This is a genomic window from Fuerstiella sp., assembly GCA_022447225.1.
Taxonomy (GTDB): domain Bacteria; phylum Planctomycetota; class Planctomycetia; order Planctomycetales; family Planctomycetaceae; genus S139-18.
The window spans coordinates 43,093-57,154 of the sequence record JAKVAZ010000016.1 but is presented as its reverse complement, the minus strand read 5'-3'; the positions used below and the strand labels follow the sequence as shown (position 1 = coordinate 57,154).

General features: G+C 53.4%; 10 protein-coding genes. 5 read left to right on the top strand and 5 right to left on the bottom strand.

What is annotated here, in order from left to right; translation table 11 throughout:
* Positions 1-487 precede the first annotated feature (487 nt).
* From MK110_17375 to MK110_17360, 4 genes are all read right to left on the bottom strand, one after another.
* The gene (locus MK110_17375) at positions 488-1,369 is read right to left on the bottom strand and encodes a thioredoxin family protein (GenBank protein ID MCH2213079.1); all 882 of its coding nucleotides are present in this window, start codon (positions 1,367-1,369) and stop codon (positions 488-490) included.
* Positions 1,370-1,634: 265 nt separating this feature from the next.
* The gene (gene pabB / locus MK110_17370) at positions 1,635-3,074 is read right to left on the bottom strand and encodes an aminodeoxychorismate synthase component I (GenBank protein MCH2213078.1); all 1,440 of its coding nucleotides are present in this window, start codon (positions 3,072-3,074) and stop codon (positions 1,635-1,637) included.
* Between the two features lie 4 nt (positions 3,075-3,078).
* Complete coding sequence (locus tag MK110_17365; GenBank protein ID MCH2213077.1) at positions 3,079-4,506, bottom strand: DUF6513 domain-containing protein; 1,428 nt, start codon at positions 4,504-4,506, stop codon at positions 3,079-3,081.
* A gap of 171 nt (positions 4,507-4,677) precedes the next feature.
* Entirely contained in the window at positions 4,678-5,433 is a 756-nt protein-coding gene (locus MK110_17360; GenBank protein ID MCH2213076.1) for an SDR family oxidoreductase, read from the bottom strand.
* A gap of 218 nt (positions 5,434-5,651) precedes the next feature.
* On the opposite strand from MK110_17360, the gene carA reads away from it, so the two are divergent.
* Positions 5,652-6,788 carry a glutamine-hydrolyzing carbamoyl-phosphate synthase small subunit gene (gene carA / locus MK110_17355; protein MCH2213075.1) on the top strand — a complete coding sequence of 379 codons (1,137 nt, stop codon included), beginning with the start codon at positions 5,652-5,654 and terminating at the stop codon, positions 6,786-6,788.
* A 214-nt stretch (positions 6,789-7,002) separates the two neighbouring features.
* On the top strand, positions 7,003-7,473 hold the full coding sequence (ndk, locus tag MK110_17350; protein MCH2213074.1) for a nucleoside-diphosphate kinase: 471 nt from the start codon (positions 7,003-7,005) through the stop codon (positions 7,471-7,473).
* A gap of 196 nt (positions 7,474-7,669) precedes the next feature.
* Here ndk and MK110_17345 read toward each other — a convergent pair whose 3' ends face one another.
* Positions 7,670-10,366: a PQQ-dependent sugar dehydrogenase gene (locus MK110_17345; GenBank protein ID MCH2213073.1), complete on the bottom strand. Its 2,697-nt coding sequence runs from the start codon at positions 10,364-10,366 to the stop codon at positions 7,670-7,672.
* Between the two features lie 893 nt (positions 10,367-11,259).
* Here MK110_17345 and lexA point away from each other — a divergent pair.
* From lexA to MK110_17330, 3 genes are read left to right on the top strand one after another with little or no spacing between them, the layout of a single operon-like run.
* A complete protein-coding gene (gene lexA, locus MK110_17340; protein ID MCH2213072.1) occupies positions 11,260-11,859 on the top strand; it encodes a transcriptional repressor LexA in 600 nt (199 codons plus the stop codon).
* Positions 11,856-12,662, top strand: a complete 807-nt coding sequence (locus MK110_17335) for a hypothetical protein (protein ID MCH2213071.1) — start codon at positions 11,856-11,858, stop codon at positions 12,660-12,662. The genes lexA and MK110_17335 overlap by 4 nt, the downstream gene beginning before the upstream one ends.
* Positions 12,553-14,058, top strand: a complete 1,506-nt coding sequence (locus MK110_17330) for a DNA polymerase Y family protein (GenBank protein MCH2213070.1) — start codon at positions 12,553-12,555, stop codon at positions 14,056-14,058. The genes MK110_17335 and MK110_17330 overlap by 110 nt, the downstream gene beginning before the upstream one ends.
* Positions 14,059-14,062 lie beyond the last annotated feature (4 nt).

Genomic DNA, 14,062 nt, shown 5'->3' with positions numbered 1-14,062 from the left:
ATAAACTCGATCCAGCCTGCCAAGCGACCAAATACGCACCCGGTGACACTCTCACCGGAGTTCACCTAAATCCCAAACGACTAAAACCTGGGAACCCTCTTGCAAACACAAAACCACAAACACCCCTTCGGGTTTTGCAAGCTATGAATTCTTCCGATCGAGCACGATGGGTGATTCGCAGAAGGCGAAATAAGCTGTTGGAACTATCAAAGACAAGTTCCAGACTATGCGAAGACTCGTAGCGGATTACGCATTCAAATCAAACAGTTCCGTGTGATTGAATGTTTAGGCAACCCTCATCGAAGCCACAATCGACTTCAACTCCACCCAGTATTAACGCTTATCGCTTCCGTGTCAATCGATCTCCGCAGAATGTTCGGCTGATCTACGGCTCTTAGACGGGTTAATACCAAATTCGACAGCAGAACAGCCACAATTCCGGGCAACGTCGTTAGAACCGAACGTGAACTGATAAATCGGAAATCGTCTATCGAAACGTCTGCCCGGTTAACTCTGACGACCTGACAGCATGTTGAATTCTTGTGTACCGCAGAGGGTGCTGACGAAATTCGCTCAAAGTGTCCTCTGAACGACACAGGTAGAGATTTCCGTCAAAAAACACTCCGTATCGGATCCGGCCCGCCACCGCACGATTTTCCCGCATCAGTATGACAGGATCACAGCCAAGATTCCGAGGTGCATAACGAGCCGAATTTTTTAGAAACATGTCACGTCGGGTGCTGTCGCTGAAGTAGTAGAGTACGCCCCGATATCGCTCCGTAAGTGCCTGCTTTCCACGAACCCACTGTTTTTTTCCGGTCAGCATCACCGGACAATAGCCACTCAGTCCAATGATTTCCGCATGGTCAGATGTTGGCGACACCGGTGGAACAGAATCAACGGTCTGTACCGCATCTCCGCTTTGATTCGAATCTGAGCCCTGCATGAGTCCCATTGCAATAACTCGACCACGTGCTGCCGCGTTTCGAAGCAGCGACAAATAGGACGACTCCGAGACCATACCAACACTCAGCGTTCGATACGTCCCATCCGGATGCACTACTACATCACAAGGGATCGAGGTCACCGAAAATCGTGCCTTAAGATCCGGACGTCTGGTAATGTCAACTTTGACTGCTGACAGTCCCTCTCTCAGTGCTCGCCGGACAACAGAAGACGAAAACAGATATTTGTCCATTTGCCGACAGGGACCGCACCAGGGCGCGTGAAAGTGCATCAGTAACGGAACCTTCTGATCAGCCGCAATCTGTTCGGCCTCTTCGAATGTTGCCAGCCAGCCGGGATCTGCCATCACGGATCCGGAAGTGATGAGGGCCAGAACGTAGACCGATGATTGAATTCGCTGCATGGGGATACCCTGTTGCTAAAAACACGTTTCCCGACATCCTCTGTGCCGCGCAACACAATTGAGCTGTGCCCGGTAACACTCAGTGTTTATCGGCAGGAACTGCCGGTCGTATTCTGATTCGACCGGTCATTTGAAAACATTTTTCTGAGCATGGGTGTCCCAGGTCGGAATGCGCGGAAAACGGGGAGCGAACGACCTGAAGACAGAATGCAACGAACACCCCGGTCCTACCCCGCAACAACCGTCATAATCGGACAACTGCTCGTCATTCAGAACGAAGAGACCGCAACATCCCGGACGCTTTGTGCAGCGTTTCGTCAAATTCATCCTGAGGTACAGAGTCAGCAACAACTCCGCCGCCAACCGGAAATACCACTCGCCCGCTGCTTAAGACGAACGTACGAATCAGAATACTGCTGTCAAAGTCATTATCCGGACCACAGTAGAACAGACTTCCGCAGTAGGCACCCCGACTGGTCTGCTCCAGTTCCGCAATAATTTCCATGGCCCGCAGCTTTGGCGCACCGGTGATCGACCCACCCGGAAAACAGGCAGCGCACAAATCCCAGATATCACAGTCGGGTCGTAATTTTCCCACAACTGTTGAAACCAGATGCTGCACGGTTTCAAACACCTCGATCTCACAAACACCAGTGACTTCTACCGACCCGATTTCGCACACGCGTGAAATATCGTTTCGCAGCAGGTCGACAATCATCACATTTTCAGCACGGTCCTTTTCACTGGTCGACAGTTCATCCGCCGTATACAGGTCAGCAATCGGCGACTGCTGCCGGCGACGCGTCCCCTTGATCGGCCGGGTCTCGACATGACACCCCTGACGGACCTTGAGAAATCGTTCCGGAGAAGCACTGACAACAGAGAATTCCGGTGTCTGAAACAGACCGCAAAACGGGGCAGCATTATGAGTCCTGACACGCTGATACAAATCAGATCCGGATCCGGCCCATGGAGCCGTTAACTGCTGAGAAAGATTGACCTGATAAATATCTCCGGCAGCAATGTAGTCAATAACTTTCTGAACCGCGGACAGATACTCCGACCTTGAAAAGCTGGACTGATAGGTTACGTCACTGCTCCCGACCACTCCACCCGACTGACCGGATACATCATTTCCTGAATCTCGCCCTGGATTCCCGGCGCCCGTATCTCCGGTTTCGGGCGTATCTGCTCTGAGCCCCGCTGAATCCAGACGCCGTCTGATCCATTCGACTCGCGCGGCCTGCTTTTCCGCTGTTCCGGAAGCGACAGGAATCACATAAAACGCCACAGTCGATAACAGGTGATCCCAGACAATCGCCCAGTCAAATAAACCGGCCGCCAGTACGGGCGTGGAGAAACCGTTCGGTGCCATGCCAGGAAGTCGCTCAAACGCGTTTCCCAGATCATACGACATCAATCCGGCGATGCCGCCACGGAACGGAGGCAGCTCACTGTCTCCGGAGACCGCCATCTGCCCCTGCCAGTCACGAAGTCTTCGAAAGGGATCATCACCAAAACTGCAATTGAGGATCACCGCCACATCAACAGGATCGGCCGTCAGAAATGTGTACCGACTGTCATGCGAACGCGCGGAGGTCGCACTGTCCAGCAGAATCAAAAACGACTCGTCCCGGAACGCGTTCAGTATACGTTCCACAGACGGTTGAGCCGGAATCTTCTCGATATGAATCGAACCAGTCACGAGTTCAGACATCCTTTGGCTGAATCGACCGGTGTTGTTGGTGAACCGCTGATGATGCTTTCCATTCGCCCAGCAGCCCCCAGCTCATGGGCTCATCCTGAACGTATTCCTTGCCGAGATGCCGAGCGAGTTCTGCGCGGGCCAGTTCGTAACCCAGGTAAAACGCATGACCCGCATCCACCTGAACCTGTCCCTGATTCATCGCAGCCGAAAAGACGTCAAATGCATCGGGGCCCTGCCAGTGACCGTCACGATTCATCAGATGCACTCCGCAGGACTCAGCAAATACACGAAAGTTGGCGTCCGTCAATCTTGCCGAAAGTGCCGCCAGTGACTCGGTGGATTCATCCCGCACACGCGGGTCCCGCAACATCACCAGGTCGGACGCCAGGTGCTTCGGAACCACCTGACCGGCAACGGAATGATGAGTCATCCTTCGAGCTGCATTCAGTTCCGACACTGATGTACGACACCAGTTGACGACCTGAGTCGTCAGTACGCTGTGAATCTGCATTTCCTCACAGATCGCCGCCAGGATCATATTTACTCCGGCCGAATCCACCTCGGTCATTTCCGTAACATTGCCTGTTCCCATCATCATGGGCACATCAGGATACCGCGAACGGACATTCATGTACCGCCGCAGCGATCGGGTAAAACCCACTCCAACAGGCTCAATGATCGGATCAAGTCGAAACCGAACATGGTCTCGGTTAAGTCGCTCGACAATCCGGTCGAGTGAATTCATGTCTGACGGTGAATCAGGTATGGCCACAACTTCGGTATCGAGCTGACTGACCCAATCGATATTTGAGTGATTGCAGCTGAGAATCAGTTCTGCACCGGCCGTAACCGCCTGTTCCACTTCAGCCCGATCGAAACTGTCGATGGATACCCGCAGTCCGCGCTCCCGCAATGCACCAACGATCTCGCCAACCCGCTGACTGGATTCCCCCGGTACACAACCCACATCGATAACATCGGCCCCGACTGTATTCAGTTCCAGTGCTTCACGAACCACATCCTCAACGGACTTATGAGTCGCATGATTGATCTCAGCAATGATTTCAATGCTGTATCGATCCAGTACCACGTCTTTACGTTTCCCCACACCAAAATACTCCGGCAGGTCATGAAAATTTTTCGGACCGCGTTCAAACGGTATCCCAAAGTCGTTTTCCAGATCGGCCAGTTCTCCCTGACACCAGCCGGGAAGAATGACGAGATCCGTGTCTTCAGAAACAGTCAGACGTTTTCGAAGTAAATTGGTGTGGAGCAGCGCCGCCACCTGAATTCCGGGTACCGCAATTTCGTATTCAAATCCCAGCTCTGCTGACAGTCGCGTCACGACTTCACGCAGTCCCGGCTCGGCAAGCCGACCGGTAACAAAGATAAACTTTGCGTTTTTGATTTTAAGTGATTCAGTTTTCAACGGTTCAGTTTTCAGTGACGTATCCGGATACTCGTGCTCTGAATTCTCATTGTTTGTCAGTCGCGTATCGGACAGCTAAAACTGTGACTGCCTGAGATCGCAGCCGCCCAAAAGTGTGTCTCATGAACGATCTGCCGGTTTGCAAGACGCCCCCCTGGCCGGTCGCGTGCATCAGCGAACAGCTCCGCCATTCACATTGATCACCTGTCCTGTGACAAATGCTGCTTCTTCGCTCAACAAAAACCTGGCCATGAAAGCAATATCCTGCGGCTGTCCCCAGCGTTTCAGCGGAGTTTCATCCAATACCCGGCGCTGCCAGAGATCACTCGCACCTGAGCCCCACTCGGTTTGAATCCAGCCAGGTGCGATACAGTTGACCCGAACCTCAGGTGCCAGACTCACTGCCAGAGAACGGGTGAATCCCATAATGGCATTTTTCGCAGTGCAGAACAATTCGCCGCTGTCTCCCTCCATACCGCGATCGGACTGGTCCCAGCCCAGCGTCAGCAAACAGCCGCTGCCCTGCTGTTTCAGACGCGTACCAAATGCTCTGCCCAGTCGTACTGTCCCCTGAACGTCCACATCCAGCAACGTCCGGAGCTTCACAAAATAGTCCGCATTCTTCATATCTCCGGTAAGCAGATCGGCTCCCGCATTGTTCACCACACCATCCACCCGGCCGGAATTCCAGCAGTCTCTCACAAAAGCGTCGCAGGATCCGATATCCGCCAGATCCACGGCAAACACGTCTGCGGTCCGCCCCTGCCGCCGAATCCATTCAGCCACTTCCTCCGCCTCGTCCAGTGACGTCCGATAACTGACTACAACATCTGCACCTGCAGCAGCGCATTCTCGAGCAATCGCCGAGCCAATTCCGGTCGATGCCCCTGTCACCACAATTCGTCTGCCGTCCAGTGATCCAAACATGAGCTGCAGCCTACCCGCACCGGCCACAGGTGTCACGTGGTCAACACAGGTCCTGCCGTCATCTTTACTCTTCACACAGACCGCAGGCCTCTGCAACTCGGCACGTTTATGGTGCCTATTTCCCGGAATCCCGATCGTGTTTCGGCCGGATCCTTCAGCCGATTGACGTCCTGTGGTAAAAAGCTGTTTCGAATTACCTGGACATCTGACGGCTCATAATGGCTCAACCCGCAAAACTAGCTTTGGCAAACGGCTCCGTGTTTACCGGCATCGGATTCGGCGCATCCGGTGAGATTCACGGCGAAGTCGTCTTTAATACCAGCATGACAGGCTATCAGGAGATCCTCACCGATCCGTCCTACAACGGACAAATCGTGACGATGACCTACCCACTCATCGGTAACTACGGCATTAATGACGACGATGTGGAAAGCCGGGGACTCTTTCTTCGCGGATTTATCGTCCGGGAACTCTGCGAAGAACCCAGCAACTTTCGCTCCACCTGCACCCTCGACGCCTATCTCAAAAAAAACAACATCATCGGTCTGCAGGGAATCGATACCCGGGCGATTGTGAAACAAATTCGTATTGAGGGTGCCATGAAGGGCATCATCTCCACAGAAGATCATGACGACGCGTCCTTGGTTCAAAAAGCCGGAGAAGGACCGGGGCTCGTTGGCGCAGACCTGGTACGCAAGGTCATGCCCAAATCTGCAGTCAACTGGACTTCACCACTCAGCGACCTCGGGCGACCGGCCGGATTAATATCCTCTGCGGATACCGATGACGGCCCACACGTCGTCGCTGTCGATTACGGAATGAAATGGAACATCCCCCGGTGGCTGACAGACTGTGGCTGTCGAACCACCATCGTCCCGGGCAGTATCACCGCCGAAGAAATACTGGCGCTCAATCCGGACGGAGTATTCCTGTCCAACGGACCTGGTGATCCGGAACCTCTGGACTACGCCATCACTACTATTCGAAAATTGCTTGGAAAAAAACCTCTCTTCGGTATTTGTCTGGGAGTCCAGTTGCTGGGTCTGGCCTGCGGCGGCAGGACCTTCAAACTCCAGTTTGGTCATCGAGGTGCCAATCAACCGGTCATGAATCAGGCCACCGGCCGAGTGGAAATTACATCCCAGAATCATGGATTCGCACTGGACGCTGATTCACTTCCGGACAGTGTGAAAGTCACTCATATCAATCTCAATGACAATACAGTTGAAGGCATCCGTCACAAAGAACACGCGGCTTTCGGAGTGCAGTATCACCCGGAAGCTTCAGCAGGTCCTCATGACAGCCACTACCTGTTCCGTGAATTCGTCCAGCTGATGCAGCCTGTTTCCGCCTGAATAGTGTGTCATATCCGGTATCACGACCGGATATGCTTCCAGGAAAGATCACACAAAATCTGCGTTCACCTGACGAAACCAATGTCGTGCTACACCGTGATTCCGTGACTCGTTGTGTCACGACCAAATGAATCATTGGCACGGCCTGATCCTGTCATACGTATCCGGCATCCTGTTTCTCTGCTTCAATCAGTATTGATGACCCGAAAGCAATATCATGTCTTCACAGCGCACCCTGATCCTTGTCAAACCCGACGGCGTTCATCGCCGGCTCATCGGGACCATCATTTCCCGCATCGAAAACAAAGGCCTGAGTCTCATCGCCATGAAGATGTTGAAAGTGACGCCGGAACTCAGCCGGCAGCACTACGCGGAACACGTCGAAAAGCCGTTCTATCCTCAGCTTGAAGAATTCATCACTGCGGCTCCGGTTGTGGCGATGATTGTTCAGGGCTCCGACGCCGTAACAGTGATGAGAAACATCATTGGTGCCACAAACGGCCGGGAGGCGGCTCCCGGTACGATTCGGGGCGACTACGGGTGCAGCCGTCAGATGAACATGATCCACGGCAGCGACAGTGAAGAATCGGCCGCTCGTGAAATCGATATCTACTTCGAGGCCGGTGAAATCTGCGAGTATACGCCGGTTCTGAACGACTGGTCGTTCGCATCCGACGAACTGTAGTCCGACACTAAACGAAAGTGCGCGTATCAGGTAAGCAATTCGTTGCGACAATAGTACTCACACACAAATCAGGTCGACACGAAGCACATCTCCTTGAGATGTGCTTCTTCCTTATACGGACGCTGATTCAAGCTCAAATCCCCGTTTTACGAATTGTAAATTTGCCTTCAATGAAAAGATCTGTCCACACCTGAAATCACTTAGCGGCTGCCGACGGATCCTCAACCCGACCGGTCAACACATAGGCCAGCAGATCCAGCACTTCCTCACGCTCCAGATGATTAACACTGCCTTTCGGCATCATGGAAACCTGAGACAACAGTCGCTCTTCGACATTTGCCTTAAGGATCGTTCTGAGATCAGAAAATGATTCCTGACCCCGCAACACGATCTCATCATCTGTTTCGGACTGAATCCGTCCCTCAACAACCTGACCACTGGTGGTCACTAATATTGTGGCCGCGTATTTTTCGGCAATCTTTGCAGACGGTAAGATCATGGATTCCAGGACCTCTTCCGGCTTCAGTCGCTTCGCCACATCGGTAAGATTTGGACCAATTCCGGCAATTTCATCTTCAATCCGGTGACATTGCCCGCAGCCTGAACTCTTGTAGAGTTTCTTCCCGCGCTCGAGCGAACGTCCGTTGTGAATGTCCGGCAAATCCCCCTGTAATTCCGCGACCGCCCAGTCACGTACGAATCTGCGTGTCGACTTCAAAGACGTAATCCACTCGCGCAACAGTTCGACAGCCGTGTCATCGACACGTTTTGAAACCAGAGGCGGCATTTGACCCCGACCGCGGCGAGACAGTCGTGTCAGCATTACAGACTGATCCGGGTCACCCGGGGCGACAATACGAGGCCGGGTCAGTCCAAACGTCGAATGCTGAGGAAACATGGACAGAATCTCCATCCCGTCCATCGCCGTCGAATACCCCAGGACCATCCGAGCGTTCCCTCCGCCTGCCTGCACATGACACCCCGCACAATTCGTATGCAGATACGACTTCACTCTGGATTCCAGTGACGCTGCCGGATCGCCCGGGTTCACCAGTTTTGTACGCTGATCAACGGGCGTTGGCTCCCCGGTGACCAGTCCCATATGGTGCAGTGTCCGCAGCTGATTGTCTTCAAGCGAACCGTATCTGTAGTTCCGATCCAGCTGCAGCTCAGTCAGCCCTAAAATGTAGCCCGCGGCGCGGCCGTGACACGACATACATTCTGACCGTGCAGGAATCCGCCACTCCTGCAGTGCACCGGACTCATCGTGAATCTGTATGTCCCTGCCCTCAGCCGGTACCAGCGTGGCGTCGTTCTGCTGTTCGTTCCACTGGTATGTATACCCCAGCCATTCGCCCTGCTGCTTAACAAGCATCCGGGTTTCAATCCGACGACTCGCCCGAGAAAGAGTTTCCACCACCACGGTCGTATCAGGAAAGGTCCAGCCACCGGACCCATTGCCGGCAATTTGCAGATCGTCCGGCAACGCGATGAATCTTTCAGCTGTCGCTCCATCGTTCCAGGCCGGAGAAATTACGTCATAGGGAACAACGCCTGCAGCCACACGGTGACGGGATACGGAATCAAAGATCCCGGTGTCACTGAGCCGAACAGGAAACACGGGGTTCTGTTCAGGATTCAGAGCTGCCGGATTGGGTTCCAGGCGATAGATCTGTCCCACATAGTCAATGACCAGCAGTTCTCCCCGATGTGAATTCGAAAACCCGACAATCTGGAACGTCGTATCAGCGATCTCCTGATGATAGGTCACCTGCGTTCCATCGTGGCGGCCGGCCCAGATTTTCCCGGTGGAATAGTCGCCGTAGGTATATGCCCCGTTGAGATCCGCAAGCTTATCACCGTAATACACAACTCCACCTGTCAGTGAGCGGGATTCGGTGTGGTGATGTTCAAACGTGGGAGCAACCAGTGTTCCGGGACCAATTTCCCGATGCGCATAAAACGGATGGCTGCCTTCATAGACGCTCCAGCCATAGTTCTCTCCCCGCCGGATCAGATGAGCACTCTCCCACAAATCCTGTCCGTTGTTACCGACCCAAATCTGTCCGGTGACTTCATCGATCGACATTCGCCACGGATTGCGCAACCCGATCGCCCACAGTTCGCCGCGTGCCCCGGGTAAATCAATAAAAGGATTGTCGGGGGGAACGGAATACATCATCCCGTCTGCCGGGTGATCCACATCAATGCGCAGTACTCCTCCCAGAAGATTGGTCGAATCCTGAGCCGACAACCAGCGATCAGAATCAGATGTCCCGTCCCCGGAAGTGATGTACAGCATGCCGTCGTGTCCGAACACCAGATCACCTCCGTCATGCCCCATCGATTTCCATTCAATGATGACCTGTGCAGTGTCCGGATCACAGGCGACCTCCGCATCCGGGTCCCGTGACACCGTAAATCGTGTAATACGATTCACATGGCCGGTTTCGCCTTTCGCAACGTTGCTGAACACATAAAGAAATCCGTTCTCAGAATACTGCGAATGAAAGGTCAGCCCGTAAACCTGGCGTCCAGCGACCGAGATCAGTTCGGAGACCTCATCAACATCAGGCAGATCAACCACGCGCACGATCCTGGTAGGTGTTTTCTCTTCCCCGCCTTTTTGGATCACCACCAGATTCTGAGTCCCAGGTTCCTGTTTGGCATAAATCGGCTGATTCCATTCAATCCCGGTGAAAACCTCTGCAGCAACATACGGCAACGGTGGATCGGGAGACCCCACAACACGCGATTCCGTCCACGGGATACGAACGTCAATCCCAAACGGCCGGGCCTCAGTCTCGTCATCGCCGCAGACGACATGTCTATGACCAAAGCCCATGATCAGACAGAATGAGCTGATCAACAGAATACGTAAACACGCGTGCATCACATGTTCCTTGCTTAGTTAAAGCCGTCTGCGGAATCCTGTGTGGAAATGCCGAATTGTGGCCTCGTTCAATCTGGACGCGACCAACGAGCAGCAACAGGCAACGTAAAACCGGCAACGCCGCATACTGATGTTACCGAAACGATTCCGTGGCAGTAACCTGACGAAACTCCGAGTGGCAACAATCTAGCCGGCCAGGCGACTGAAAGCGAAACATCAGGTGAACGGATTTCCAACAGCCTCCGATGCAAAAATCCACTATGCTGCTGAACAATTCCCTGCGAAATTCCGACGCTGTTCCCGGGTCGCAGACTGCACTTTGGACAGCTGCCTGAAAATTGAGGCAGAACTACTGCAATTTGTCCTGCAAGATTCCATATACCACAACTACCGACATCTAGCTGGACGACATCGAAGAAAAATTGCCCCGGCAAACCCGGTCTGATACGGGGTGAAACCTTGTCGCCGCTTACGTTCACTGAATTTGCGGATCTCGTGGCATTGCGCAGTGACAAACAGGCTCTAAACCATTTGTCACAATATACAGCGCAGCAAACGACTGACGAAAGATAAGCACGACAACCGCTGACTGCCTTCACGGCACAGGAAACGGTGTCCATCCATTGAGTTTCCTGGTTCTGCCCTCCCGTTTCCTTGGTGGTTCGCTGTTCCGATCACTCATTCCCCTTTCAAGTCGCCATTGGTAAAGAGAGTCCGGCAAAAGCCCCTGATGACCGGTCCGACGCTAAGCAATCCGTCAGGCCGACCGCATTTGATGTCGAATGTCCGTCGTTTCCGTAAGCGTCAATTTTCACATTGACACCACGATAATACAAATGTATTATTTTTAACAAATCAACAAACATTCAACAGCAACACATCAACTCACAACTATGGAGCAGCAGTCTCTTACAAAAACGCAGCAACGCATTCTGGACTTCATTTGCCAGGAAATCCGCTGTACAGGACGTTCTCCGTCAATGCGCGAGATCCAGACGGAATTCGATTACAAATCTCCTCATACAGCTTTGTTCCATGTCAATAACCTGGTCGAAACAGGATATCTGACCCGTGGCTATGGCCATCGAGGACTTCAGTTGACAGAACCGGAGGGTCTGGCACTGGCTGGGACAGTTGCTGCCGGTTCTCCCATTGAGGCAATCGAACAGCAGGATGAGCGACTTGATCTGGGAGGGCTGTCCAGAGACGGCCACTTTGCGCTGCGGGTACGTGGTGAATCGATGATTGAGGAGCATATCGCTGACGGTGATCACGTGATTGTGAGGAAACAGCAAACATGTGTGGATGGAGATCTGGTTGTCGCCAGAATCGGAGAGGAAGCAACACTGAAACGGTTCTATCGGGAACCAAAGCGACGCCGCATTCGGCTTGAACCCGCGAACTCAACGATGGAGTCGATCTTCTGTCGCAGTGAAGATCTGACTATTGAAGGGATCGTTGTGGGGGTTCTGCGATTGATGGGAACTCGATGATCCCGTCAAAAATTCAGGAGCCCATTCCAGAGATTTCCATCAGGAAAGCTCTCCCCAGGTGGCAGGTGATCCAGGAACTGCGATCCGGACTGCGTCGCTTTGAGCATGGCGTTCGCGCACGCTCCGATCACGCGGCTGTGGTTTCCACCGGGATTCCGGCGCTCGACGCTATTCTTCCGGATCACGGTTTGCGATGTGGAACGCTTTGCGAATGGATTGGAGCACAACCGGGAAGCGGTGTCGCAACGCTGGCAATGTCTGTTGCCGGCCAGGCACAGAAAACAGGACCGTTAGTGATTGTGGATGCACAGAGAACATTCTATCCGGCAGCGTTACCGTCAACCGGAGTTTCACTTACGGAATCCATTCTTGTTCGGCCGAAATCCAAACATGACGAGTTATTTACGATTGAACAGGCACTGCGATGCTCCGGTGTGGGAGTGGTACTGGGCTTCATTGATCGATTACGAAATCAGCAGTTTCGTCGTCTGCAGCTGGCAGCGGAATCCGGTACAGCAATCGGCATGCTGATTCGCCCGTCGTTCGCTCTGAAACAAACCGGGTGGGCTGACGTGCGTCTGCTGGCTTTGCCACAGCCGTCACCATCAGAGTCGTTCTGTCGGTTTGTCGAACTGCGATGTCTTTACGCAAAAGGAGGCACGAGCGACAGATCCGTCGATCTGGAAGTGAACGATGAAACGAATCATGTGCGTGTGGCTGCCAAATTTTCCCATTCAACATGTGTGTTGCCGACGGCCGGAGTTGAAATCAGCAGCGTTCGGAATATACGCGGAGTCGGGTAAGCTCGCTCAAATTGTGGCAGCGTCCCGTGAAGCGATCCGTCAGGGCATTCGACCTGGCACGCCGCTGGCGGAAGCCCAGTCACTACTGGATTCTGCCGAATTTATTCTGCATGACGAACAAACCGATTTGCAGGAGCTGGAGATACTGGCTCGGGCATGTCATCTCTACAGTCCATACGTTGGACTGGAGAGGTCGTGTGGTTCGCATTGCCTGGTTCTGGACATCAGCGGATGTGCTCCATTATTCAAAGGAGAATTCAACCTTGCCCGGCAGATCCTCATCGATCTGATCAATCGAGGTTTTTTTGCACATGTGGCCGCAGCAAACACGATCGGCGCTGCCTGGGGAATTGCACGTCATGGACATCAAGCCGGTACCTGTCGTACTCTGCGATCACTGCCGGTTGAAGCCCTGCGGATTCCCGATCAACTGGTCAGACAGCTTAAGGAATTCGATCTGTTCACAATTGGTCAACTGACTCTGTTGCCCAGGGAGGAATTGCCATCACGCTTTGGACCGGTTTTGACCACACGAATTCATCAGATGCTTGGTGTGCATGAAGAGTTAATTGTGCCTGTACGCCATCCGAAACCGGTTTCCGCTGAGTGGTCCACCGATGAACCAATCTGCCACCGTGAAGCGATTCGTACTGTCTGTACAGACCTGATTTCGGAGATTTTGGACAACCTGCATCGACGAGCGGAAGGTCTGCACAGGCTGACGATAACACTGCAAAGCGAAACATCGGCCCCTGTCGTCCTGGAAATCGTCCTGACTCGTCCGGTCAACGCACTGCCTCATCTCATGAACCTGGTCAACTTAAAGATTGAAACAGAACACATTCCGGAATGGCTTGTCGGGATTCGTCTTCAGGCAGTGGCGACGGCGCCTCTGCATGTTCGACAGGGGACGCTGTTCACACACACCACAGATCAGGAATTGAGACATGGCGACGATCACATTGAACGTTTGATTGACCGGTTGACCGCACGACTGGGAACCGAAGCAGTCGTCCGACCACGACTTTTGCCCGAAACCCTGCCCGAGGCGGCTGTCGGATTCGAGTCCTGTTCAGCTCCGGTATCGGAAAAACAAACGGCAACAGTTGACGGTTCAGTCCCCGGAGCGGCTCGCCCACTGGAACTGTTTCCGGAACCACAGCCGATCGAGGTGATCTCAATGATGCCTGACGGACCTCCCGTAAGGTTTTACTGGGAGAACAGGACCTGTGAGGTCGCGCATTGTACAGAGCCCGAACGGATTCAAACCGGCTGGTGGCAGGAGAATGGTTTCTGTCGCCGGGACTATTACCGCGTGGAAACACGAACGGGCTCCCGGTTCTGGCTGTTCCGTGATGGCAACACTTCATGGTTTCTGCACGGAGTGTTCGAATGAGACC

Excerpts from the sequence above, each read along its gene's own strand:
- MK110_17375 (MCH2213079.1), bottom strand. The coding sequence starts at position 1,369 with ATGCAGCGAATTCAATCATCGGTCTACGTTCTGGCCCTCATCACTTCC.
- MK110_17360 (MCH2213076.1), bottom strand. The coding sequence starts at position 5,433 with ATGTTTGGATCACTGGACGGCAGACGAATTGTGGTGACAGGGGCATCG.
- carA (MCH2213075.1), top strand. The coding sequence starts at position 5,652 with ATGGCTCAACCCGCAAAACTAGCTTTGGCAAACGGCTCCGTGTTTACC.
- MK110_17345 (MCH2213073.1), bottom strand. The coding sequence starts at position 10,366 with ATGCACGCGTGTTTACGTATTCTGTTGATCAGCTCATTCTGTCTGATC.
- lexA (MCH2213072.1), top strand. The coding sequence starts at position 11,260 with ATGGAGCAGCAGTCTCTTACAAAAACGCAGCAACGCATTCTGGACTTC.
- MK110_17335 (MCH2213071.1), top strand. The coding sequence starts at position 11,856 with ATGATCCCGTCAAAAATTCAGGAGCCCATTCCAGAGATTTCCATCAGG.
- MK110_17330 (MCH2213070.1), top strand. The coding sequence starts at position 12,553 with ATGAAACGAATCATGTGCGTGTGGCTGCCAAATTTTCCCATTCAACAT.